The following is a 23366-nucleotide window of genomic DNA, read 5'->3' on the forward strand; positions in this document are numbered from 1 at the left end:
CACCTCCAACCCTCGGTTCTATGTCAGCGCGAGACGAGCGTGTCATGCAGATGCGAATGTACGCCGCGCCAGATGTCATGCTGCCGTTCGATGGGGTCCATCAGCTTGAGGCCCACCGCCGTCGCGGGTGAGCTGCCCTGGAAGGCCGAGTACTGGCGCAGTCGCGTTCCACCCTCCCCGTCATCCTCGAAGACGAAGCGGTTCGTCCCCCGCAGAGGGTGCCCGTCCAGGGTGGTGATGTGCACGGTGTTCGTCTCCGCCTCCAACCGGAACGAAACCGGGGCCCAGACAGGAGGAGGCCCCTTCTCTTCCAGGAACACCTTCGCCCCATCCGTCAGCGCGACGGTGGATGGCTGGATGCGGATGCCGGCGGACTCGAACACCGGCCCGGGATTGCGCACGAAGTAGCCCCAGGCCGCCTCGGGAGGGACTCCCGGAAGCGCGCTGGTGTAGTCCGTCAGGGACGTGGGCGCGCCCTGGATGGGAGGGCTGGGCTCCAGGAGCCGCAGGTGCCCCCGCGCATAGGCGTCCACGACGCTGCCGCCCTTCATCAGCAGGCTCGCGGTGGCGGCCTCCGACTGGGCGAGCGTGAAGGCCCCCTGCTTCATCTGCTCCCGCACGTTGCCCGTGGGGCGAGGAGGAAAGGAGCCGCCCACCGCGAAGTCGAAGCCGTTCGACTCCCCCGTCCTGGGCCCGCAGCGAGGCCCGGGCACGGAGAAGGCTCCAACCGTTCCGGACGGGCCCTGAAAGACCTCCAGCGTGCTGGCCGACGGACTCTTCGTCGGAGACAGCGTGCCGCGGACTGGAGCGGAGTCGAGGGAAGCAGCCCCGGACTCTCCTTCGATGGGCAGGGACGAGGCGGGAGACAGCGGGGACGAGACACGGGACATGCCGGGCACCTCTCAAGAAGACGTGGAGCCCCGCCCTTTTGCACCTCCGCCACCAACCCCCACCCCAGTCCCCTCAACCCCTTGCACCCGCCCCAAGTCTCGCCACGCACACGGCCATCCATCCTTTCGGAAGGTCCGCCCCGAGTCCCGCAACGAAGAAGGGCCGGCCCCCCGTGTGTGGCGGGAGTACCGGCCCTCTGCTTCAACACCCGGGCCTCACGGCCCCGGCGTTACGACTGGCGGAACTCGGCGTCCACCACGTCGTCCTTCTTCGCGCCCGGCTGAGCCCCGGGAGCAGCACCCGGAGGCGGCTCGCCACCCGGCGCTCCACCGGTGGCCTTGTACATCTCCTCCGCGGCCTTGTAGCTGGCGGCCTGGAGCTTCTCGAGCGCGGCCTTGATGGCGTCCTTGTCCTGGCCCTCGCGCACCTTGTTGAGCTCCGCCACGCTGTCCTCAAGCGCCTTCGCCACGTCCGGAGTGAGCTTCTCCTTGTTCTCCTTGACGAGCTTCTCCGCGGCGTAGGACTGGGCCTCCGCCTGGTTCTTCAGCTCCACCAGCTCGCGGCGCTCCTTGTCGGCCGCCTCGTTCGAGCGGGCGTCGGCGACCATCTTCTCCACCTCGTCCTTCGCGAGACCGGACGAGTGGGTGATGGTGACCTTCTGCTCCTTGCCGGTGGCCTTGTCCTTGGCGTTGACGTTGAGGATGCCGTTGGCGTCGAGGTCGAACGTCACCTCGATCTGCGGCACGCCGCGCGGCGCCGGGGGCAGGCCCGTCAGGTGGAAGCGGCCCAGGCTCCGGTTGTCGTTCGCCATCTCGCGCTCACCCTGGAGCACGTGGATCTCCACCTGCGACTGGCCATCCGCGGCCGTGGAGAACGTCTCCGACTTGCGCGTGGGGATGGTGGTGTTGCGCTCGATGAGCTTGGTCATCACGCCACCCAGCGTCTCCACGCCCAGGCTCAGCGGCGTCACGTCCAGCAGGAGGATGTCCTTCACCTCGCCGGAGAGCACACCCGCCTGCACCGCCGCGCCGACGGCGACGACCTCGTCCGGGTTCACCGAACGGTTCGGCTCCTTGCCGAACAGCCGCTTCACCGCTTCCTGCACCTTCGGGATGCGCGTGGTACCGCCCACGAGCACGACCTCGTTGAGGTCCTTGAGGTCCACGCCCGAGTCCTTCAGGCACTTGCGGCACGGCTCCAGCGAGCGCTCGATGAGGTCATCGATCATCGCCTCGAACTTGGCGCGCGTGAGCTTCAGGTTGAGGTGCTTGGGACCGGTCGCATCCGCCGTGAGGAACGGCAGGTTGATGTCCGTCTCCGTCGCGCTCGACAGCTCGATCTTCGCCTTCTCCGCCGCCTCCTTCAGGCGCTGGAGGACCATCTTGTCCTTGCTGACGTCCAGCCCCGTGTCCTTCTTGAACTCGGAGATCAGCCAGTCCATGATCCGCTGGTCGATGTTGTCACCGCCCAGGTGCGTGTCGCCGTTGGTCGCGAGCACGTCGACCACGCTCTCACCCACCTCCAGGATGGAGATGTCGAACGTGCCGCCGCCGAAGTCGTAGACGGCGATCTTCTCGTCCTTCTTCTTGTCCAGGCCGTACGCGAGCGCCGCGGCGGTCGGCTCGTTCACGATGCGCCGAACCGTGAGGCCCGCGATTTCACCCGCGTCCTTCGTGGCCTGGCGCTGGGCGTCGTTGAAGTACGCGGGGACGGTGATGACCGCCTCCGTCACCTTCTCACCCAGGTAGTTCTCCGCCGCCCGCTTCAGCTTCAGCAGGATCTGCGCGCTGATCTCCGGCGCGCTGTACTGCTTGCCGTCCAGCTCGATGCGCGCGTCACCGTTCGGCCCTCGAGCAACCTTGTAAGGGACGAGCTTCGCCTCCTCGGTCACCTCGTCATGCCGCCGGCCCATGAAGCGCTTGCTGGAGTAGATGGTGCGCTCCGGATTGGTGATGGCCTGGCGCTTCGCCACCTGACCAACCAGTCGCTCGCCGTCCTTGGTGAACGCGACGACCGAGGGCGTGATGCGGCTGCCTTCCTCGTTGACGATGACCTTGGGCTCGCGACCCTCCATGATCGCCACCACGCTGTTCGTGGTGCCCAGGTCGATCCCAATAATCTTGCCCACGGTTCGTATCCTCCGGAAATAACTGCGTTTTCTGCGAAAGCTCCTGATGTACGCCCAACGTAACCACCCACCCCCCTGTGTCAAACCGGAGGTGGCGTCGGGCCCTCTGGCACAAGGTGGTGCTCCCGGGTGCGTAGCGCAGTGCGCACGAGGCTGGTTGCTGCGTCACGTCATCGCCACCTTCACGGCACGGGTGCGTAACGCGCTCTACACCGCCGTCACCTCCAGGTAGCAACCGGGCGACCTTTCGAACAGCAACCAACGCTGCAACCCCTTGGAATGACATGCCTGCCCGCCTGCTGACGCCTCGCGTCACCGGTTGGCAATGAAAGTGCACATTGCGGCGACGCGTCGATGTCGGGTTCCCCCACCCGCACCTACCCTGGAGCCATCCTCATGTTGGTTCAGCCCCTGCGCTCTCCGGACCTCCGCCGCTCCCCGTCGGCGGACGTATCCGCTGAACCGAAGGTCGCGGTGCTCCTCAACGCCAATGCCCGGAAGGTGGACGCCCGGGTGGTGAAGTCGCTGTCGCACGTGGTGCCGGAGCAGGACCTGTTCCTCTCCCGCTCGCAGTTGGACGGCCGCCGCATCGCTCAGACGGTGCTGGAGCGGGGCTATCCCCTGGTCTTCACGGGCGGCGGCGACGGCACGTTCATGGGCTTCGTGAACGAGGTCCTCCAGTTGGTCGGCCCCCGAGGCCGCTTCGCCGGTCAGCAGGCGCCCCGCTTCGGCATCCTCAAGCTGGGCACGGGCAACGGTATCGCCGCCCACGTCAACGCCTCCGGCACCCGGGGCGACGGAATCCTCAACGACGTGCTGCGCGCCCGCACCGGTGAAGTCCCGGGCTTCCGCCCCATGGACCTGCTGATGGTGGATGGGCAGCGCGCGCCCTTCGCGGGGCTGGGCGTGGATGGCAAGGTGCTCAACGACTACATCTGGGTGAAGGAGAACCTGGGCAAGGGGCTCCTCAAGAGCGTGCTGTCCGGCAGCGGCGGCTACTTCTCCGCGGTGGCCTGCAAGACGGTGCCGCACTACCTGACGAACTCCACCTGGGTGGAGTGCGAGGTCGTCAACGGGCAGGCCGGCGAGGCGTACCGCCTGGGCGCGGACGGCCAGCCCATGGGCGAGCCGGTGGCCCCTGGCGAGCTGCTCTTCCGGGGCAGGCTGATGATGGCCGCCGCGGGCACCATGCCCTTCTACGGCTATGGCTTCCGCATGTTCCCCTTCGCGTGTGGCCGGCGCGGCTTCATGCAACTGCGGCTGGGCCAGGTGACGCCCACGCAGGTGCTGGCGAACCTGCCCCGCCTCTGGAACGGGCGCTGGTTCCCCGAGGGCCTGCACGACTTCCACGTCCGCGACGCCACCATCCGCTTCGCGCGCCCCATGCCCTTCCAGGTGGGCGGCGACGCGGCCGGATATCGGGATCAGGTGTCGCTGTCCGTGGCGCCCGAGTCCATCGAGCTCGTCGACTTCAACGGCGCGCTGAACTAGCCCGCTGGGCTGGAAGGGGGCGGCCAGATTGCCGCCCTCCCCCGCCGGGCCGACTAGCCCCTGTCGCGTGAAGCCGGGGGCTTCTCGCCCGGCTCCTTGCGGCGTCCCACCAGGAAGGCGTAGCTGACCGTGGCCTTGCCGTTGCTCTCGCGGTGCAGCGCCAGTTCCTCGCGCAGCGGGGACGCCTGGGAACCCGACATGGGCTTCAGACTGGCCTCCACCTCGCGGTAGTAGTCGTCGAGTTCCACGTCGTGCAGCGTCTCCGCCGACTCCGGCTCGAATCCGCCCAGCTCCAGCGACTGGAGCAGCTCGCGCGGCAGCAACAGGGGGGCGCCCAGACGGCGCTCCCAGAGCTCGGCGGCGGCCTTGGGGACGACTCGCGCCACCCTCGCGGGGAAGGTCATTCCCAGCCGCCCTCTTCTCGCCAGGAGCGGCCGCAGGGCCGACAGCGTCCCGCGCAGGGTGTACAGCACCCGGCCCTGGACGAGGATGGCGTCGAAAGCGCCGTCCGGCAGTCCGAGCGAATCCAGGGCCACGCCGCGCACGTCGATGCGGTCCGTCAGCCCTTGATGGCGCACCCGCTCGCGGGCGGAGGAGACCAGGGCCTCGTCCATGTCCGCGGCCAGCACGGTGCAGCCCATCTCCCGGGCGAGCAGCAGCGCCGCGCTGCCATCCGCGCCACACCCGAGCACCAGCACCCGGGCGCCCGGCTCCAGTTGGGCCACCTTGGCGAACCGCCGAGTCACGTCGTCCGAGCTGAACGCGCGCCGGGCGTCCGCGGGGTGGTACAGCGGAAAGGGATCTGCCGGGCTCATGGGCTCCTCATATACCCAACCCCGCCCGGACTTCCAGAGACGGCGCGGGCCCCCCACCCGACAGAGGAGGCCGCGCGCGTCCGGCGTCACAGGTAGTAGACGACGCGCGGGTCCTTTTTCAGCTGTTCGTAGATGGAGCGCCGCTGCTCCTCGGACAGCAGGTACACCGACACGCTGAGGGACAGGTACTTGCCCTTGCTGCTGGGCTGCTCGTGAATGGAATCCGGAGAGATTTCGGAGCCCATCATCTTCCGGAACAAGTCCCTCACGTGCTCGGCGAAGCCGGGCCCCTGCAGGCCCATCACCTTGAAGGTGTAGACCGCGGGGTACTCGATGAGGGGCTTCTTCTCTCCGTCTTCCGGAGGGGTGTCTCCAGGGCCGTCGTTCGTCATGACACGTCTCTTCGCGCAGGCACCCGCGGGTGCCTAGAGCAGGTTGGCGGCGAGCTCGGCCAGGGCACTGCGCTCGCCCTTGGCCATGGTGATGTGCGCGGCGATCTTCTCGCTCTTGAAGCGATTGACCACGTGCACCAGGCCGTTGTTGGTCGAATCCACATAGGGGTTGTCGATCTGGAACGGATCCCCCGTGAGGATGATCTTCGTGTTGTCACCCACGCGGGTGATGATGGTCTTCACCTCGTGAGGCGTGAGGTTCTGCGCTTCGTCCACGATGATGAACTGGTTGGGGATGCTCCGGCCACGGATGTACGTGAGCGGCTCGATTTCCATCAGCCCCAGGTCCAGGAGTTCGTGATAGCCGCGGCCGGCCTTCTTGTCCGCGCGGCTGAGGTTCATCAGGAACTCCACGTTGTCGAAGATGGGCTGCATCCAGGGGTTGAGCTTCTCCTCGACGCTGCCGGGCAAATACCCGATGTCCCGCCCCAGGGGGAAGATGGGACGGCTCACCAGGAGCTTCTGGTAGAGGTTCTCCTCCGTCACCTTCTGGAGCCCCGCGGCGATGGCCAGCAGCGTCTTGCCCGTGCCCGCCTTGCCAACGATGGTGACGAGCTTGATGTCGTCGTTGAGCAGCAGGTCCAGGCAGAAGGCCTGCTCCATGTTGCGCGGACGGATGCCCCAGGTGCCTTCCTTGCTCTGGCGGAGCAGCGGCACCAGCCGGTTCTTGAGCCCGTGCAGGCGCCCCATGGCGGTGTGCGACGGGTTCGTCTCGTCCTTGAGCAGCACCAGCTGATTGGGGAAGAGCGTGTCCACGTCCGGCAGCTCCACCTCCGCGCCGGGCCTGTACATCTGGTCCACCAGCTCCTTGGGGACGAGCCGCTCGGTGAAGCCCGTGTACAGCTCGGTGATCTCCACCCGCTCGGTGTCGTAGTCCTCGGCGATGAGGCCCAACGCGTCCGCGCGGATGCGCAGGTTGGTGTCCTTGGTGATGAAGACGGCCTGGGTGTCAGGCTCCTGCTCCATCAGGTCGATGGCCACCGCGAGGATGCGGTTGTCCATCAGGTTGCTGTCCGCCATGGACAGCGGCAGGTCGCGGTCCGTGAAGCACACGCGCAAGAGGCCGCCCCTCGGCATGGGCACCCCTTCCTTCAGCGAGCCCTCCGCGCGGAAGGTGTCCAGGTAGCGCGCCACCATGCGGGCGTTGCGCCCGAGTTCGGAGAGATCTCTCTTGAACTGATCAATCTCCTCGATGACGTAGATGGGGATGATGACGTTGTTGTCCTCGAAGCCGTAGATGCTGCGCGGATCATGGAGGAGGACGTTGGTATCGAGGATGAAGTTCTTTCGCATCGTGGGTTCGCGCGACCTGATTGGTTCGGGTGCGACCGCTGGGGACCGTGCGACGTGGCTGAGCCTGACGCCCACTCCAATATAGACAGCGGCTCCGACGGAAGCAGCCAGGTTGGCGTCGGAGATGCCGGTTGTTCGAAACCCCACGCCTTGGCGCTCAGTGCGCGAGCACGGGGGCGAGCGGGTCGTACCCCAGCAGCTCCGCCAGCCGCTCGGGGGGCGGCCCCGGGGGCATGCGCTCCCAGGGGAAGCGCTGCTGGAGCGCCTCCTCGTCGAGCGTCACCACCTGTCGCCCCGTCTGCTCGCGCGCCTCGGCCCAGGCCTTGGCGTCGAACGAGCGGATCAGCCGGCGACTGAGCGGCGACAGCATGGGCATGGGGGTGAAGGGGAGCGGCTGGCCTTCCGCGTCGCGCATGCAGCCCAGCTCCACGGCCCACGCGAGCAGCCAGCGAGGGCGCTTGCCGCCAGCGCCGCGCAACGCGAGGAAGCGCCCCTGGGCCGCGCCGTCCACGAAGAGGAAGCGCCGGTCATAGACGCTCGCGGCGGCGAAGGTGGAGGGCGTGAGGGCGAGGGCCTCCGCGCCGATGCGGCGGGCCATGAGCATCAAGAGTTCCAACAAGGGCGCGGAGAGCGCGAGCCCGGGGTGGCTCTGCCCTGGCAGCGGCGGGCGGTGCCAGTCGAACGAGCGGCCCGGATTCTGGAGCAGCAGCGCGTCCACATAGAGCAGGGGCGCGGTGGCGAGCGCGTCACCGAGGCCGACCTCGGCGCCGGTGGCCATGCGCAGGGACAGGTCGGCGACGGGGGCGTAGAAGCGGCGGCTCCACAAGACGACCCGGGGGCGGAACGGATCCTCTCCCTGGATGCGCAGCTCGATGGGCCCCACCCGCTCCTCGGCGCGCTGGAACAGGCCGTAGGTGCGCAGGACGCGCTCGAGGCCCTGGTGGCTGTAGGTCCCGAACAGCAGGCCCACACGGGTCTTCTGGGAGTCGCCCAGGCCCAGGTCCTCGAGTGAGAGTTCCTCGGGGTCGAGCGCGGCCAGGTCCGCCCCGCTCAGGTGCTGATAGATGCGGCGGAAGCGGGGGTTGATGGGCAGCGTCCGAGGCATGGGGCCTCCTAGTCGTAGCGGATGTCGATGACGGTCAGCTCGATTTCGCCCCGGGGGCGGTGCACCTCGACGGAGTCACCCACGCTCTTGCGAAGAAGGGCGCGACCGATGGGGGACTCCACGCTGATGCGACCTCCGGCGGCGTCGATTTCATCGGACCCGACAATCTGGTACTTCGTGCGTGCCCCGTCCTCGTCCTCGAGGGTGACCGTGGCGCCGAAGTAAACGCGTGCACGGTCGCTCTGTTCAGAAGGCGTGACGATGGTGGCGGTGTCCAGGCGCCTCTGTAGGAAGCGGATGCGGCGGTCGATTTCGCGCAGGCGCTTCTTTCCGTAAATGTACTCGGCGTTCTCGGAGCGGTCCCCCTGGGCGGCGGCGGCGGAGACCTCGGCGGTCACCTTGGGGCGCTCCTCGTTGAGCAGCCGGACGAGCTCCCGGTGCATCCGCTCGGCGCCCGGGCGGGTGAGGTAGCGGCGGAAGGGAGCCTTCTCGTCGCCGTCCTCGGCCTCCGGGTCTTCATGTTCTTCAGGGGGGAGGTCCTGGGCCATGCCTGCTGTATACAACCGATGACTGACGGCGGCGTTCGGCGGAGCCCCAGGCGTTCACCGGGAGGCGGTGGAAGCGCCGTCAGGATGGGGGACATGCGCTCGCCAGTGGAAAGCGCGAAGGAGTTCGGGTAGGAAGCGCCTGCCTTCGGGCCCAGGCGGGCCGCGCGAGTTTTTTTGAACAAAAGAATAGTGCGAGTCGCTAGCTCAGATGGTAGAGCACCGGCCTTTTAAGCCGAGGGTCGGGGGTTCGATCCCCCCGCGACTCATGTAGGTGGCGACGTCCCCGTCGTCTAGAGGCCCAGGACGCTGGCCTTTCAAGCCGGTAACACGGGTTCGAATCCCGTCGGGGACACTGCAATCGGGGCCGGAAGCCGCTGGAATCTCAGCGGCTTCCGGCCCCGGTGCTTTCTGGGTCCTTCTCGTCTCCAGAATGTCTCCACGCCGGAGACGCATCCCGCCCCTCCTCCAGCATCTGGATGGCGCGGTGCTTCTCCCCCTTGCCCAGGTGCATGTACCGCAGGGTGGTGCGGAGGCTGCGGTGGCCCGCCAGCTCCTTGATGGAGAGCGGCGGGACGCCTCCCATGGCGAGGTGGCTACAGAACGTGTGCCGGAGGATGAGAAGCGCCCCCGTCACCTTGAGCCCGGCCCGCTTCTGCGCTGCGGACATCCAGCTCCGCACCGTCTGCTGGGACACCGGCGTCCCATCCTCGCGGTAGAGCACCCGCTCACCTCGGAGGTGTCGGGCACGCACGAGCGCCGACGCCAGAGCGCGTGTCAGCGGCACCTCACGAGGCCGCCCGCCCTTGGGGAGATTGACGTGCCCCTTCCAGTCCGAGCGCTGCACCTTGAGCAGCCCGCGCTTGAGGTCCACGTCGCTCCACTCCAGTGCGATCATCTCGCCCATGCGCAGGCCCGCGTCACCGCCGAGCAGCACCACGAGTTGCTGCGCCGGGCCGAGCTTCTCGGCGGCCTGCACCAGTCGCTCGTAGTCCTCCACCTCGTAGAAATCGACGGTGCTTTCCGCCGCCTTGAGGTGCTCGACCTCCACCGGCATCCGGTCGATGACCTTCCACTTCACCGCGACCTTCAACATCGTCGAGAGCGTGGAGAGGCAGTTGTTCACCGTCTTCACGCTGCGCTCCTGAAGGGCCGACTTGAGCTTCTGCACGTCCTCGTCAGCGAGAGTGACCAGCCGCTTCTTCCCGAACCGGGGCAGAAGGTGGTTGCGGAAATGCGACTCCTTGCTGTCGACCCCGGACGGCTTCTGCCGGTTGGCCTTCGCGTAGCCCTCGATGAACCGGGGGAAGAACTCCTCCACCGTGGGGACCTCCCGCTTCGTCTTCGCCTTCTCCTTGACCTGTTTGCCGCGAGCGAGCAACTCCGCCTGCCGCCGCTCGCCCCACACCTTTGCGCCCGACTTGGAGCCCACCGGAGCCTTCACGCGCTCGCGGTACAGCTCGCCATCGGGCCACTTGAACATGATGTCCACCTCCCATCCGCTCTTGCCGCGCTTCTTGTACTGCCTGACCTTCACGCTCATCACCGAGACCTCCTCGGCGACGGCGCACGCCCTTCGAGAATGAACGGTAACAACTCGCGCCCACGGAATCGCAGCGAGCGGCCCACGCGGAAGACGCCTGGAAGCTGACTGCGCGAGACCTTCGCGTACACGGCCTTGGGGCTGCACCCGAGAAGGCGGCCCACCTCCTCGGCGGTGTAGATGGCCTTGTCGAGCGGGGGCTGGCCGTCCGGGGTGGTGCTCCCGAGAGCCCCCGCCTGCACCGGCTCGCGGTGAGCTGCACCCCCGTGGAGCGTCGCCAGTTCATCGCGCACCAGGGCGCGGATGAGGTCACGCAGCCCGGCCTCTACGCTGGACACGACGGCCTCCCATCGTCACTGCTGGAATGAATCCCGTCCTGCATCGGAACCTCGTGAAGACGAGGCTCATGGTGGACGTGCCGCCAGGTGAGGGGGAGCGGGAGGATTCCGCTTGTCCCGGCCTACTTCTTATCCCCCCCCGTCCTCCTCGGACTGCTCGGCGGAGATCATTGTGGGCTGCGCGGGAGGGACCGTTGCAGACGATTCGGGAGATGTCGTGACGGGCTGCTCCGAGAGAGGCGCTGCGGGGCTCGGCATCGAGACGGCCTGCGGTACGGCTGCGGCCGGAGCCGTCCCGGTGGCCTGCTCCAGCGGGCGGTGCTCGGCGGCAATCTTCCGGAGAAGCGGCAGCACGCCGCTTTCATCCACGTCCCGCATCATGGCCTTCCAAGCGGCTTGCCGCTGCTCGTTGGACTTGGGGTCCTGCTCAAACTCATCGCCCGGGAGCCAAATGCCCACGACGAGCGCCAGCGCCTCCATCTCCTGCGGCGAGATCTTGGGCCCCATGTCCTCGGCCTCCACCGCGAGCATGGTGAAGGCGCAGAACAGCCGCTGCTCACTCTGCCACAGCCGTGTGTGCTCCTTCGCCCAGGGGTGCTGCTCGTAGAATCGGTGGACGGAGGCCAGGAGTTGCTGGCCCGCCTGAACGAGGCGGTGGTACGCCGCCAAGACCTCCTGCCCATGAGCGAGGAGGCTCGCCTGCGGGGCCAACACCAGGGTTAGCAAGCTGGTGTCCGTGCCTGTTGCCTCCCTTGGAAGCGCGGGCGGTGCACGCAGGTAGTCGCCCGAGAGCAGCCACTCCTTGTTGTGGTGCACCCACGCGAACGTCCGCGCCGTCCGGTAGCCCGACTCGGCATTCGCAGCGACTCTACCGACCCATTCCTGCGTCCGCCGCAGGTGAAGCAATTTCATGGCGTCGGGCTGATCCTTGAACCGATGCCTGGGCGTCTCGGGCAAGGGGCCAGTACTCGGGCGAGCTGTTCCCATCTGCATCCGCCTCCTCGTGCGTCCCTGGCGGGCACGGCGGTCCTCGGGTTGGTAAGAGGGGCAAGCCGCCGAGGAAGACGGCCTTTCGGGTCGCGAACCCTATCCCCATCCCCAGCATTGCCATGGCTGGCCGTGGTGGGCAGGGGGAGAGTTCCGCATTGAAAAGGGCCTGATGTCTCCCCCCGCCACGGCTCTCCCGGTCTCGGGCTGGGGGGAGGGTTCCGGACCCGAGACAGCTCGATGTCTCCCCCTCTCCCTCATGCCGGGTGTCCGTCACCAGGGGGAGGACTCCGGCCCGCCGAACGTAGCTCGCCTCCCGCTGTTGCTCGTTCCCGGAGCGCCCCATGGTTCGCAGCGTCACGCAGTTGGTGACCGTGCGCCAGGGCCGCCTCCCATAGGCCGGGGCGCACGGCAGTTCCCCTCGGACGGCAAGCAGCACGCTCGATCCTGGCCCGATGCAGCAGCGAGGCAGCTTCCAGCTGGCCCCCGAGGAGTTCGAGAGAGGTTCCCCTTCTAAATAGATCGGGGACCTGGGCGAGGTGTCTCTACAGGCCGGGGGTGTGAACGCTGCGCGTTCTTCACCTTCCGCCATCCACCTCGCCCAGGTCCCCCTCCAGTGCCTCCGGGAGGTGAACGCCCCGAGGAGGAGGACGGCGATGAGCACGCAGAACTGGATCGAGGTGAACGGCATCAAGGTGAACAACGAGGTGCTGGCCGAGCTTCAGGCCAAGGGCCTCGTCATCATCATGGGCGAGGACTGCTACCCATGGGTGGCGACCATCAGGCCGCTGTGTCCCTCGTGCGGCCTCGCACATTGCAGCCACCCTCGCGCCCCGATGCGGTGGATGTGGCTGCACCTCTTCGTCTGGGACTTTTACGCCGCACGGGGCCTGCGTCCCGAGCGCAAGAAGGGAGACGTCATCCACCACCAGCGGGGCGACAAGCTGGACGCCCGCCTCAAGCGCCTGGGGCGGGGCACCCCCACCAGCCATGCTCGGGCGCACAACTCCAAGGCTCGGCGCTACAGCCCTCGGGAGCGCCATGACCTCGGCGGCCTTCGCTTCCGCCCGCCCCAGCCTGCCCGCGTTGTCAACCGCTCCGAGCTGGTGGGCCTCCCCGCTCCCGTGGCCAGGACGCCCCCGCGCGTGCCCACCTTGCGCGAGCGAGTCCTCGGGGTGGAGTGGAAGCTGGCCCAGCGACTGGAGGCGCTGTGGGATGCGATGAAGGGCCTCGACAGCGGCGAGCCCATCCCCCGCACCACGGCGAAGTCGGAGTGGCGGAACTCCAAGACGCGCAAGCTGGGGCTGAAGATGCCCCGCTACTGCTGCACCGAGGGCGAGGCCGCCTTCGTCCTGCTGCTCATCCGTCACGGTTTCGACTTGGAGCGCGTGGCGCAGGACGTAGGCGAGCCGGTGGAACTGATCGCGCCCTTCTACCAGCGGCCCAGCGTCAACGTGGCCCTCCAGCGCTGGCGCGAACACCGGCGCCTGCCCGCCTTCGCGCCCATGACCTGGCAGGAGCGCAAGCTGTGACGCGCCCCCCCGAGCCGTACACCTCGCCCTTCCCACGCGAGCAGACCCCGCCGGAGACTTCCCTCATGAACGCCACCGTCCGCTCCTCCCTCCAGGCCGCCACCAGCGCGCTCAACGGGGCCAAGTCCCACGGCCCGAAAACGCGGGAGGGGAAGACCCGCTCCTCGCTCAACGCCCTCCGGCATGGGCTGAGCGCGAGCAACCTGCTGCTGCCCGGGGAAGATGCCGCCGAGTATGAGCAGCACCTCGACGGCTACTTCTCCAGCTTCGCGCCAACCACCCTGCCCGAGGCGCACGTTGTCGTGCAGGTGGCGGACCTCGCCTGGAAGTTGAAGCGCCTGTCCAAGATGGAGGATGGCCGGGTACTCGCCCTGCTGGAGGAGGCGCTGGAGGGGACCGATGCCTTCCAGCTTGTCACCAGCACGCGCCGGGCCCTGGAGGCGCTCTCCAGCCTCGTAGCCGCCGTGGACGCCCGCCCCACGGCCCCGAAGGAGCCGGAGATGACGGAGGCCCTCCTGCGCGGCCTGGAGGGCACCCTGGTCCTTCTGCGCGAGGTGCCGGGGCTGCCGGAGGCCGTGCTCCAGCCGCTGAGCCTCGCGCTTCAGGAGGCACGCGACACGAGCAAGGAGGGGCCCTTGGAGCAGAGCGCCTATGAGCACTTGGGCAACATGGCCAAGCTGGCGCGAGGAGCCCTCGCCGCGAAGCTCGCCCAGGAGGAGGCCGCGCTCGTGCCGGTGCGTGAGCGGCTGGCCGCCGAGGTGCTGCTGCTGGAGGACGCGGACCTCAAGAAGCTGGAGCGCCACCGCAAGCTGCTGGAGTCCTCCATGCAGCGACAGCTCGACCTGCTCGGCCAGATGCGGCTCCAGATGGCCGCCTCTAAGCCCGAGGCGCAGGCCGAGGCCCAGGAACTGCGCCTTCGCCTGAGGGTAGTGAAGTGACGCCCCGGGTTCGTTCTGACGGCCCTCCCGGGCGCTGAAGACCCCTGGTCCCCTCGCTAATCGGTAGGGCTATCCGCATCCGGGAGAGGCCCCCCTCCCCCGGGGGGACAGGGGTTCCCTTCTTACAGGTCCCTTTCAAAAAGGGCCCCGCCATCTTCAAGAAGGCCCCGGGTGGTGGAGGCCTCGAATTTTTTGGGCCGGCCCGGGCGGAGCCGCCTTCACCCATCGGTTACTGATGACCGTCCCCCCCTGTGTAAGCCCTCTCGCTCTTCGCGCACGAGGGGTCGGGTGTCCTGGCGGACTTCTGAAGTTCGGTGGGCAGCGGCAAATTTCCCCGGATACTTCCGCGACCACCTGAGGCGTGGCCGAGCGCCGCCCCGGTCCACCACCGGAGAGCTAAAGAACAGGACGACGGCACCAGCTTGGCTGCGCGACTTGCCTGCACGCTCTACGCACGTTACATCCACGCGCGCTTCACTGGAGGTGTACTCTGCGCCTCTTCCACATCGAAGGCCTGGAAAGAAGGGTGACGTGGCGACGTTCAAGGAGATCTTTGGCAAGTTGGCGACTTCCAGTCCCGGCGACTTCCACGAGGTCGATGAATTCACGCGTGTCTACCGGGAGGACGTGTTGCTTCAGGTCATCGTGGACGAGGACTCCTCTCGCCAGTTCAATGAGCCCTGGCTGAACAACTTTCCCGACAAGACGGGGCATCGGTACGATGTTCACGTGATGTACGGCGGATCGCGCCTCCACACGTTCCTCTTCGTCAGCGCGGATGGGGGCCGGTACATGTTGCCCCTTCCGACCTCGCAGGGACTGGAGATCGACGATCTCCAGTTCACTCTGGCGCGGCTTATCGCGAACACGGCTTACAGCATCGACGAGGGGATCAAGACGGCGGGCATCAAGGTGGTGAGGTCGCACCACAACAGCCTGATGTACTGATGCGCAGCCCTGGGATGACCTACCTGTGCTTCTCGCTGTCCCGTAGAACTCGATTGGGCCGCGCCGCTGAGCGGTGCGGGGTTTCCTGATGCGCTATCTCTCCGGAGGTAGCGCAGGTAGACAGAATTGATGTCCGGGCGCTTAGCTCGGCGTCCCACCAGGAGGAGGTTGCTCTCCGCCGCCCTCGGGCTGCGCTGGCGGCTCTGGCTCCGGTGAGGGAGCTTGCCCACGCCGCTTCCTGGGCCCGGACCGCTCCAGCTTCTTCCGGGCCGCAGGCTCCTTCGTCTCCTTGGCTTGGCTCCACGGGCGGAGCACCAGGTCCTGCTTGTCTCCCTCGCCACTGTCCGGGGTGACGTCGTTGTGCGGGGCCCACAGGTGCTGCGGATCTTCCTCACCACGAAGAACCCGCTCGACCTGCTGGAGCCGGAGTTCCGCCAGCACGAGGATGGCGGTGATGGAGACGGGCGCTTGCAGTTCCTGCTCCCGGCTGTCCAGCGAGTGTGTGGCCAGTGCATCTGCGATGAAGCGCGCCCCCGCGATGGCGCACCGCACCTCGGCCAGCTCGGCGGACAGGCTGATGGCCTTCGGATTCAAGCAGTTCCTCCTTGGGCGCGGCTGCGCCCGGAAAGACCAGGGCCCTCGATGCCGCTCCTCAGCGACATGAAGGCCCCGGATCCGTCTTCGCGTTGTGGATGGGGAGTCCGCGGACTCCTCCTCGACTACCGGCCCTGCCGCGTCATGTCCCGGAGGTGGTCAGCCACCACGGCAAGGAGGGCCGCCGTCATCGTCCGGGCCAGCGGCGAGGTCAGCATCTTCTTGAGCCAGTGCATGAGCCACCTCCCCTACGCAACCAGCCAGAGCCGTGAGGTGTCCACGAAGACCACCTCGTAGCCCGTGCTGACAGTGGCGAGGTGGTCGTCCGTGTCCTCCCGGAAGAGGCTTTCCTGGCCGGGATGGGGCCTTTCATGGGTGGAGAGTAGAGGTGGCGCTTCATCGCCGTGTAGAAGCCCACCGCGTGGACGATCCCCTCGTAGCTGCCGTTCGCTGGCAGCGGCGTGCCCAGGCCGTGCCAGGACTCCTGGCCGACGTACATCATCTGGTGGATGTCATGAGGCATGGCGCTCCTCCTCTCCGTTGAAGAAGGCGCACCTCGGGCGCTCGGGCAAGAACCATGAAGTCCTAATCCGGCACCTCGCGGCGCGCCGAGCTGTGGGGCTGTTAGAGGAAGGCGCACTGGCCGATTTGCCAGCGCGTCGGCGGATAAGTCTCCACCACGAACCTTATCCCGAAGGATGCGCGGCTCTTGACGAGCTGGAGCGATCTTCAGGAGCCCTGGACGCAAGAACAGCCCAATTCATGCCGATGGGCTCGCCTATTCGGCTCTGCGACCCACATATTGACATGCCGTACAAACGACCGTAAGTTACGTACATACGTACGGATTGACCGGCGTATTTACGGAGATATTTATGATCGCGAAAAGTGAGCGCTTCGAGCTGCGGCTCGACGCAGAAACCCTGGAACGCATCGATAAGTGGCGCAACGAGCGGTCGGAATCGCTGTCCCGCTCGGAAGCTGTGCGCCAACTCGTCGAGGCTGGGCTTGGTCGGCCCGAGGACGACAAGCGGCTCTTTCAACTCGCCCGCTTCAACGTGCTCGTCGCGGCGAAGACCGCAGATCCTGCAGTAAAGCTGTTCCCCGATAGTTACATCTACGCTTGGGACGAGTGCGTCTATCCCCTCTTCAATGAGTCGGCCCACCTTCACGAACCCTTCGCCGAGCAGTTCAAGGTGCCGAAAGCCATGGTCGAGGAACTCTCAAAGTACCTGGATGACCGCTGGCTGGCGGAGGATGTGCCAAGCTTCTACCAGCTTGAAAGCCACTACGATGTGCGCTCGGGGCATTCGGAGTGGGGGCGGTTCAAGCTGATCGCGACGTGCCGGTACATGTTCCTGCACAAGCTCTTCGATAAAACGTTCTGGGATGCGCTCCTGAGGGGAAGCGACCATCCCTCGGAAGCCAAGGGGATCACCCGCAAGTTCGATGCGGCGAAGGACGTCTATTTCGGCTGATGCTGCGGTTACGCAAGGGCGAGTGGAGGGGATGCCCTACTGGCCCCCTCCATTGCCCTATGCGCCTCTGCCGGCGCGTGATGTTGGCTGCTGAGGCATCCATAGACAGAGAGCCCGAGGGCCCAACACCCACAAGCAGTGGGACGCGAAACAGAGCCCTCTCCTCCCCCGGGGACAACCCGGCGTTCCCGTGACTTCTGGTGCTTCGCGCCTTGTGAGGCCCACCGGAGGGGTAGAAGTCGCCTCCGGGGTTGGCCAGTAGACAAGAGGGCAAACACCCGCCTAGTCACTCGAAGGGGTGTGGCATGAGGAGGGCACCTTCCATTCGAGGTCTTCGTGGCGCACCTGTTTAAAACCGATGAATTCACCGAGTTTTCCGAGATGTACTGGGCTGGTCCCACCGCGCTGGAGGTGGTGACCGGCAACAGGGCGATCCAGTCGCATGACAAGAAGCTCGCCTCCAACCACTTCCGCATCTGGGTGTTGGAGCGAGCAAAACCGGGGCAGATGGACCGTTTCACCGCGCGGTACGAGTGGTTAGTGAACATTCGCCTGGGTGACCACGATGATGTACCCCTATGGGCTGATGCCACCACGGAGTTGCCCTCGGCAGACGGCCAAACGGTCGAGGACTGCATCAGCATGGCCCTCGGCAGCATCACCGGTGCACTGATGCAGCGCGGCGTAGATGAGTGGTGATAACCAAGTCCGGCTCGTCTCCAAAATGTCTCCAAGACGGAAGGGCACTCTGGGGACAGGTGGGACAGCCGAAGACTGGCCCGTGGACTCGAAGTGCCCGGATTCACTCACGATTCAGCGAAAGGCGTGTGCCGTCGCGGGTTTAGGGTACCCCTCCTCCACGGGTTCGAATCCCGTCGGGGACACTGCAATCGGGGCCGGAAGCCGCTGGAATCTCAGCGGCTTCCGGCCTCGGTTCTTTCAGGCTCTTTCTCGTCTCCTGGATATCTTGAGCCGGAGACGCATCCCGCCCTCCTCCAGCCGATTCGTCAGGGGCGGAGCGTGCGCGTCAGTGCTAGGCCCTGCTGTCATGTCCGGCGACTCACCCGTCCCCGCCCCCGGCGGCCTGCCCACCCTGCACTTCCCCCCCGAGCTCCCCATCTCGAGCCGGGTGGAAGACATCACCGCGGCCATCTCCGCCCACCAGGTCGTCATCGTCGCGGGGGCCACCGGCTCGGGGAAGACGACGCAGCTGCCGAAGGTCCTGCTCGCCATGGGGCGCGGCCGCCCGCGCCAGATTGGTGTCACCCAGCCCCGGCGTATCGCCGCGACGAGCGTGGCGGCGCGCGTGGCACGCGAGCTCGGCACGGAGCTGGGCACGGACGTCGGCTACCAGATTCGCTTCGAGGACCGCTCGTCCCGGCGAACGGCCGTGAAGTTCATGACCGACGGAGTCCTCCTCGCTCAGATTCACAGCGACCCGCTCCTGAGCCGCTACGACACCATCGTTCTCGACGAGGCCCACGAGCGCAGCCTCACCATCGACTTCCTACTGGGGTGGCTCAAGCGCATCCTCCCCCGGCGCCCCGACCTCAAGGTGGTGGTGAGCTCGGCCACCATCGAGACCGAGCGCTTCTCGCAGTTCTTCGGGGGGGCTCCGGTCATCCAGGTGGAGGGCCGTACCTTTCCGGTGGACGTGCTCTACGAGCCGCCCCCCGAGGACGACGAGCTCACCGACTCCGTCGCCGATGCGGTGACAAACGTGCTCTCGCTCGACCCGGACGGGGACGTCCTCGTGTTCCTCCCCGGGGAGCGGGAAATTCGCGAGGCCGAGAATGCCCTGAACGCGCGCGCGCTCCGCGGCACGGTGGTGCAGCCCTTGTATTCGCGCCTGTCGGCCGCCGAGCAGTCGCGCGTCTTCTCCACCATCCCCGAGCGCCGGGTCATCCTCGCCACCAACGTCGCGGAGACGTCGGTCACCATCCCGGGAATCGTTTACGTCGTGGACACGGGGGTGGCGCGCCTGTCGCGCTACGACCCCCGCTCGGGCACCACGCGCCTGCACATCGAGCCGGTCTCCCAGGCCAGCGCCGACCAGCGCAAAGGGCGCTGCGGACGCGTGCGTGAGGGCATCTGCGTGCGCCTCTACGACGAGGTGAGCTTCACCACGCGCCCCGCCTTCACCGACCCGGAAATCAAGCGCACCGGACTCGCGGGGGTCATCCTGCGGATGAAGTCCCTCGGCCTCGGTGACGTCGAGGACTTCCCCTTCCTCGACCCGCCCCAGCCGAGAGCCATCGCCGAGGGCTGGCGGGTGCTCGAGGAACTCGGGGCCATCGAGGGCCAGGAGCGCACCTTGACGCCGCTCGGGCACCAGCTCGCGCGCTTCCCGGTGGACCCGCGCATCGCACGGATGATTCTCGCCGGCGCCGAGTACGGGTGCCTGGACGAGGTGCTCATCGTCGCCGCGGCGCTCAACCTGCAGGACCCGCGCGAGCGGCCACGGGAGCTCGCGCAGAAGGCGGACGAGCTGCACCGGCGCTTCCGTGACGAGCACTCGGACTTCACGGGGCTCCTCAAGCTGTGGGCGTTCGTGAGCGAGGCCGAGGGCCGGGGGACGTCCCATCTGCGGCGCGTGTGCCGGGACAACTTCCTGTCCTTCTTGAGGGTGCGCGAGTGGCGGGACGTCCAGCGACAGCTCGAGGAGACCGTCCGCGAGCTGCGCCTGCCGCGAAAGGGCCGGGGCACCCCGGCGCGCGGGGACGTCCTGCACCAGGCGCTCCTCACCGGGCTCCTGTCCCGCATCGGCCAGTGGAATCCTGAGCAGCGCCTTTATACGGGTGCGAAGCAGACGCGCTTCATGGTTCACCCCTCGTCGGCGCTCGCGAAAAAGCCCCCTGCCTGGGTGATGGCGTTCGAGCTCGTGGAGACGTCCCAGTTGTTCGCGCGCACCGTGGCGAAGCTCGACCCCGAGTGGCTCGCGGCGGCGGCCCCCCACCTGCTCAAGCGCAGCTACTCCGACCCGCACTGGTCGGAGAAGTCCGCGCGCGCCGTGGTGAAGGAGAACGCGACCCTCTTCGGGCTTCAGGTCTTCAAGGAGCGCCCCGTGGCCCTGGCCAGCATGGACCCCGCCCGGGCACGGCTGATGTTCCTCGAGCATGCCCTGGTGCGCGGCGAGTACCGCACCCGGGGGGCGTTCCAGGAGAAGAACCGCCAGGTGTTCGAGCGCGTGGCGCGCCTGCGGGACAAGGCCCGGCGCAGCGAGCTGCTCGACAGCGAGGCGATGCTGACGTTCTTCGACCAGCGCCTCCCGGCGGACGTGACGGACGGAGCGAGCTTCGAGGCCTGGCGCCGCAAGGCCGAGGCGGCCGACCCCGATGTGCTCGTCCTCTCGATGGAGGATGCCCTCTCGCACGACCCGGGCCTGTCCCCGGCGCACTACCCGGACGCCATCACCCTGAACGGCGCGTCCGTGCCGGTGACGTACACCTTCGACCCCTCGGCCGAGGACGATGGCATCACCCTGAGCGTGCCGCTGCTGCTGCTCGCCCAGTTGGTCCCGGGTGAATTCGACTGGACCATCCCCGGGTGGCAGCGGGAGAAACTCACCGCCCTGCTCGAGCAGATCCCCCGCGCCCAGCGCAAGCAGTTGGGGCCGCTGCCAACGCTGGTCGACCGTCTCGAGAAGGAACTGGTGCCCTTCCGCGGGCCGATGATTCCAGCGCTCGTGCGTGCGGTGTCCCGGCTGTGCGGCGTGGACGTGCCCGAGGAGTCCCTCCGGGCGGAAGTTGTGGCGCCGTACCTGCGCATCACGCTCCGGGTGCTCGACGAGCGAGGAAAGGAGCTCGCGCGGAGCCGCGACGCCGACGCGCTGCTGGAGCAGTACGGGGGACGCGCACGGGCTGCGCTGCGCAGCGCAGCGCCGACTTCGGACTGGGAGCGCCAGGGGCTGACGACCTGGACCTTCGGCGAGCTGCCCTCGATGGTCACCCGCCGCGTCGGCGGGCTCGACGTCCGCAGCTACCCCGCGCTCGTCGACCGGGGTGCTGCCGTGGACCTGGTGCTGCTCGAGACATCCTCCGCAGCCGAGGCGGCCACTCGCACGGGGGTCCGCCGGCTCCTGATGCTCGCCGCGCGCGGACACGTGGCCGTCAGCGCCTCGCGCATGCCGCTGCCCTTCCCGTCCCTGGACGGCGCGCCGCCCGCGCGGGGCCAGGCCGACGCCTTCCGGCCGCTCGTCCTCGCACGCAGCGTCGACGATGCGTTCAAGCTCGCACCGGGCGCGCCGCTGCCGCGCACGAAGGCGGCCTTCGAGGCGCTGGTCCGTGAGGGCTCACCGCGCATCGAGCCCGCGGCCCGGGACTGGGCGAACGCCGTCGTTGTCACCTCCGCGGAACTCTCCGCGACGCTCGCCGCACTCAAGGCGGCATCAAAGGGGCCGAGCGGCGCGGCGGCTGTGCGGGACATCCGCGCGCAGCTCGGGCATCTGTTCCCCGCGAACCTCATCGAGTGGATTCCCTTCGCGCGCCTGCTGAACTACCCGCGCTTCCTCCGCGCAGCCCAGGCACGGCTGTCGCGTGCGGTGGCGAACCCCGGCAAGGACGCGGGGAAGGCCGCGCCCTTCACCCCCCTGTGGGAGACATTCCTCGCCAGGCGCGCCACCGTGCGGGACCAGGAGGCGGCGCAGGCCCTGCGATGGGACTTCGAGGAACTCCGCGTGGCCATCTTCGCGCCGGAGGTGACGACGCCCGTGTCGGTGACGGTGGCGAAGGTCGGCGCGGCACTCGCGGCGCTGCGCTAGCAGCGGGTGGCTGTGCGTCCGCGACGAGCGCATCGGCGTCCTCAATGTGCTCCGCCGCCAAACGTCGCCGTCCGACCCAAGCTCAGGTTCCTTCTGAGCGATAAGTCCGAGCCAGCTTGGCGGCCTTTTTGGCGAACTGCGACATCCACTTCGACGATGCCCACTCTTGGCTGAGAGTGTCTGCCCAGTCCGCAATCGCCTTGCGCTGCGCGACGCTGAGCGCCGTCAACGCAGGGACGGGATAGTCACCATCAATGCGACAAAGAAAGCCGTGGAGATGAATCCACAGCTCGAAGTCGGTCGAATTCGCCAGCATGACGCGGAGAACCGAAGGCAGGTAGTACAGGACGGCGGCGTCCGTCATGTACGAGAAGTCTTCCATGTACAGCGAGCCAGGGAATGGCTGGGATTCCACGTCGTTCCGCATCTTGCCGAAGAAGTGGTCGATAACGTACTTGGCCTCGATGCCCGGCGGTGCAAGCTCTTCCTCGGTTCGTGGAATGGCCGCATCTCTGAAGGCGAGGTCAATTCCGTGGATGACGTCGTCACGTTTCAACATGGTCGGCCCGTGATTGTCACATCAAGGAGAATGAAGAACCAACCGTGAGAAGGAAACGAGCGGAAGACGAATAGGAACTGTGTTGAGGGTTGGGCTGGTGCAGAGGGCCGAGAATTGCTGCTCACAATCTCCGCTCGACAGAACTCGGCTGGCCTCCAGGCGTCCCCGAATCGCATTCTGGAGATGGTTCCAGGGCTTGAAGTACGGCGTCACGTCCGCGATGCGCCCCCTCCGGGGGACACCAGACTGAACGGAAAGCCTCAAGGCCCACGTCCAGGGGGAGCCGTCACGACGAGTGCCCCCAGACCCAGGTGTCCCGTACGCCCCCTTGGACGGGAAATCGCCGGTTCGGCAGGCCGTGGGCTCCCCAGCCAGGGCTCCGTCCACTGACTCCGGAATGGCGCGCGGAGGCGTCGTCGTCGCCAGATTCACGAGTCCGCGGAGCGCTTCATGTCGATCCCCGTACCGCCCAATCGTCGCGCTCTTGAAGGCGCCCTGCCGGCGTCCTCTCATTCCCAGAGGAGCATCCCATGTCTTACATCGATGGTTTCGTCATCGCCGTGCCGACCGCGAACAAGGAGAAGTTCATCGCACATGCCCGCAAGGGCGACCCCGCCTTCATCGGGTACGGTGCCCTCCGCGTGCTGGAGTGCTGGGGAGACGACGTGCCGAGCGGCAAGCTCACCGACTTCCGCAGGGCCGTGCAGGCCAAGGACGATGAGACGGTGGTCTTCTCGTGGATTGAATGGCCCGACAAGGCCACGCGCGACGCTGGCATGGAGAAGATGATGAAGGACCCAAGCATGAGCCCCGAGCAGAACCCGATGCCCTTCGACGGCGCGCGGATGATCTACGGCGGCTTCGCGCCGGTAGTGGTGCTGGACAAGTAACCCGGGCCGGCCCGCGGGGACTCAGGTCAAAATCCGTCCCCGCGCGCCCTCTGCGCCCACCTTGAGCAGCAGCGTGTACA

Annotated in this window: 20 protein-coding genes and 2 tRNA genes; 10 read left to right on the forward strand and 12 right to left on the reverse strand. The window is 67.3% G+C overall.

Annotation, left to right across the window (positions count from 1 at the left end; translation table 11 throughout):
- Nucleotides 1-23: 23 nt before the first annotated feature.
- On the reverse strand, nucleotides 24-890 hold the full coding sequence (locus HUA75_RS40260; protein ID WP_174489448.1) for a hypothetical protein: 867 nt from the start codon (nucleotides 888-890) through the stop codon (nucleotides 24-26).
- A gap of 230 nt (nucleotides 891-1120) precedes the next feature.
- The gene (dnaK, locus tag HUA75_RS40265; RefSeq protein ID WP_141648838.1) at nucleotides 1121-3019 is read right to left on the reverse strand and encodes a molecular chaperone DnaK; all 1899 of its coding nucleotides are present in this window, start codon (nucleotides 3017-3019) and stop codon (nucleotides 1121-1123) included.
- A 396-nt stretch (nucleotides 3020-3415) separates the two neighbouring features.
- On the opposite strand from dnaK, the gene HUA75_RS40270 reads away from it, so the two are divergent.
- Nucleotides 3416-4510, forward strand: coding sequence for a diacylglycerol kinase family protein (locus tag HUA75_RS40270; protein ID WP_141648839.1), 1095 nt, complete (start codon nucleotides 3416-3418; stop codon nucleotides 4508-4510).
- A 53-nt stretch (nucleotides 4511-4563) separates the two neighbouring features.
- On the opposite strand, the gene HUA75_RS40275 is transcribed toward HUA75_RS40270, so the two are convergent.
- The 5 genes from HUA75_RS40275 to greB all read right to left on the reverse strand — a co-directional run bounded on the left by HUA75_RS40275 (nucleotide 4564) and on the right by greB (nucleotide 8723).
- The gene (locus tag HUA75_RS40275; RefSeq protein ID WP_141648840.1) at nucleotides 4564-5325 is read right to left on the reverse strand and encodes a cyclopropane-fatty-acyl-phospholipid synthase family protein; all 762 of its coding nucleotides are present in this window, start codon (nucleotides 5323-5325) and stop codon (nucleotides 4564-4566) included.
- A gap of 86 nt (nucleotides 5326-5411) precedes the next feature.
- Nucleotides 5412-5717, reverse strand: a complete 306-nt coding sequence (locus tag HUA75_RS40280; protein WP_141648841.1) for a YbeD family protein — start codon at nucleotides 5715-5717, stop codon at nucleotides 5412-5414.
- Between the two features lie 33 nt (nucleotides 5718-5750).
- Entirely contained in the window at nucleotides 5751-7070 is a 1320-nt protein-coding gene (locus tag HUA75_RS40285; RefSeq protein ID WP_141648842.1) for a PhoH family protein, read from the reverse strand.
- A gap of 157 nt (nucleotides 7071-7227) precedes the next feature.
- Nucleotides 7228-8175 carry a deacetylase gene (locus HUA75_RS40290; protein ID WP_141648843.1) on the reverse strand — a complete coding sequence of 316 codons (948 nt, stop codon included), beginning with the start codon at nucleotides 8173-8175 and terminating at the stop codon, nucleotides 7228-7230.
- 8 nt (nucleotides 8176-8183) lie between these two features.
- Complete coding sequence (gene greB, locus HUA75_RS40295; RefSeq protein WP_174468445.1) at nucleotides 8184-8723, reverse strand: transcription elongation factor GreB; 540 nt, start codon at nucleotides 8721-8723, stop codon at nucleotides 8184-8186.
- A gap of 193 nt (nucleotides 8724-8916) precedes the next feature.
- On the opposite strand from greB, the gene HUA75_RS40300 reads away from it, so the two are divergent.
- Both HUA75_RS40300 and HUA75_RS40305 read left to right on the forward strand, forming a co-directional pair.
- A tRNA-Lys gene (locus HUA75_RS40300) sits at nucleotides 8917-8989 on the forward strand.
- A 13-nt stretch (nucleotides 8990-9002) separates the two neighbouring features.
- Nucleotides 9003-9075 (forward strand) — tRNA-Glu (locus HUA75_RS40305).
- Nucleotides 9076-9105: 30 nt separating this feature from the next.
- Here HUA75_RS40305 and HUA75_RS40310 read toward each other — a convergent pair.
- The 3 genes from HUA75_RS40310 to HUA75_RS40320 form a co-directional block, all read right to left on the reverse strand.
- Nucleotides 9106-10263 carry a tyrosine-type recombinase/integrase gene (locus HUA75_RS40310; protein WP_174489449.1) on the reverse strand — a complete coding sequence of 386 codons (1158 nt, stop codon included), beginning with the start codon at nucleotides 10261-10263 and terminating at the stop codon, nucleotides 9106-9108.
- Nucleotides 10263-10601 carry a helix-turn-helix domain-containing protein gene (locus HUA75_RS40315; protein ID WP_371746306.1) on the reverse strand — a complete coding sequence of 113 codons (339 nt, stop codon included), beginning with the start codon at nucleotides 10599-10601 and terminating at the stop codon, nucleotides 10263-10265. Before HUA75_RS40315 ends, HUA75_RS40310 begins: the two co-directional genes overlap by 1 nt.
- 129 nt (nucleotides 10602-10730) lie before the next feature.
- Entirely contained in the window at nucleotides 10731-11558 is an 828-nt protein-coding gene (locus HUA75_RS40320; protein ID WP_174489450.1) for a hypothetical protein, read from the reverse strand.
- A 686-nt stretch (nucleotides 11559-12244) separates the two neighbouring features.
- On the opposite strand from HUA75_RS40320, the gene HUA75_RS40325 reads away from it, so the two are divergent.
- The 3 genes from HUA75_RS40325 (at nucleotide 12245) to HUA75_RS40335 (ending at nucleotide 15006) form a co-directional block, all read left to right on the forward strand.
- Nucleotides 12245-13120 carry a hypothetical protein gene (locus HUA75_RS40325; RefSeq protein ID WP_174489451.1) on the forward strand — a complete coding sequence of 292 codons (876 nt, stop codon included), beginning with the start codon at nucleotides 12245-12247 and terminating at the stop codon, nucleotides 13118-13120.
- A gap of 65 nt (nucleotides 13121-13185) precedes the next feature.
- Nucleotides 13186-14058, forward strand: coding sequence for a hypothetical protein (locus HUA75_RS40330; protein ID WP_174489452.1), 873 nt, complete (start codon nucleotides 13186-13188; stop codon nucleotides 14056-14058).
- Between the two features lie 531 nt (nucleotides 14059-14589).
- Entirely contained in the window at nucleotides 14590-15006 is a 417-nt protein-coding gene (locus HUA75_RS40335; protein ID WP_174489453.1) for a hypothetical protein, read from the forward strand.
- 141 nt (nucleotides 15007-15147) lie between these two features.
- On the opposite strand, the gene HUA75_RS40340 is transcribed toward HUA75_RS40335, so the two are convergent.
- On the reverse strand, nucleotides 15148-15600 hold the full coding sequence (locus HUA75_RS40340) for a hypothetical protein (RefSeq protein WP_174489454.1): 453 nt from the start codon (nucleotides 15598-15600) through the stop codon (nucleotides 15148-15150).
- 875 nt (nucleotides 15601-16475) lie between these two features.
- Between HUA75_RS40340 and HUA75_RS40345 the strand changes: the two genes are divergently transcribed.
- The 3 genes from HUA75_RS40345 to hrpA all read left to right on the forward strand — a co-directional run bounded on the left by HUA75_RS40345 (nucleotide 16476) and on the right by hrpA (nucleotide 21837).
- Nucleotides 16476-17078 carry a CopG family transcriptional regulator gene (locus HUA75_RS40345; protein WP_174489455.1) on the forward strand — a complete coding sequence of 201 codons (603 nt, stop codon included), beginning with the start codon at nucleotides 16476-16478 and terminating at the stop codon, nucleotides 17076-17078.
- Nucleotides 17079-17414: 336 nt separating this feature from the next.
- A complete protein-coding gene (locus tag HUA75_RS40350) occupies nucleotides 17415-17777 on the forward strand; it encodes a hypothetical protein (RefSeq protein WP_174489456.1) in 363 nt (120 codons plus the stop codon).
- Nucleotides 17778-18126: 349 nt separating this feature from the next.
- Nucleotides 18127-21837, forward strand: a complete 3711-nt coding sequence (gene hrpA / locus HUA75_RS40355) for an ATP-dependent RNA helicase HrpA (protein WP_174489457.1) — start codon at nucleotides 18127-18129, stop codon at nucleotides 21835-21837.
- Between the two features lie 82 nt (nucleotides 21838-21919).
- Here hrpA and HUA75_RS40360 read toward each other — a convergent pair whose 3' ends face one another.
- On the reverse strand, nucleotides 21920-22396 hold the full coding sequence (locus tag HUA75_RS40360; protein ID WP_174489458.1) for a hypothetical protein: 477 nt from the start codon (nucleotides 22394-22396) through the stop codon (nucleotides 21920-21922).
- 530 nt (nucleotides 22397-22926) lie between these two features.
- Here HUA75_RS40360 and HUA75_RS40365 point away from each other — a divergent pair.
- Nucleotides 22927-23286: a DUF1428 domain-containing protein gene (locus tag HUA75_RS40365; RefSeq protein ID WP_141648852.1), complete on the forward strand. Its 360-nt coding sequence runs from the start codon at nucleotides 22927-22929 to the stop codon at nucleotides 23284-23286.
- The last annotated feature ends 80 nt before the right edge of the window (nucleotides 23287-23366 follow it).

Origin of the sequence: Myxococcus sp. CA040A (assembly GCF_013336725.1) — a bacterium.
GTDB lineage: Bacteria > Myxococcota > Myxococcia > Myxococcales > Myxococcaceae > Myxococcus > Myxococcus llanfairpwllgwyngyllgogerychwyrndrobwllllantysiliogogogochensis.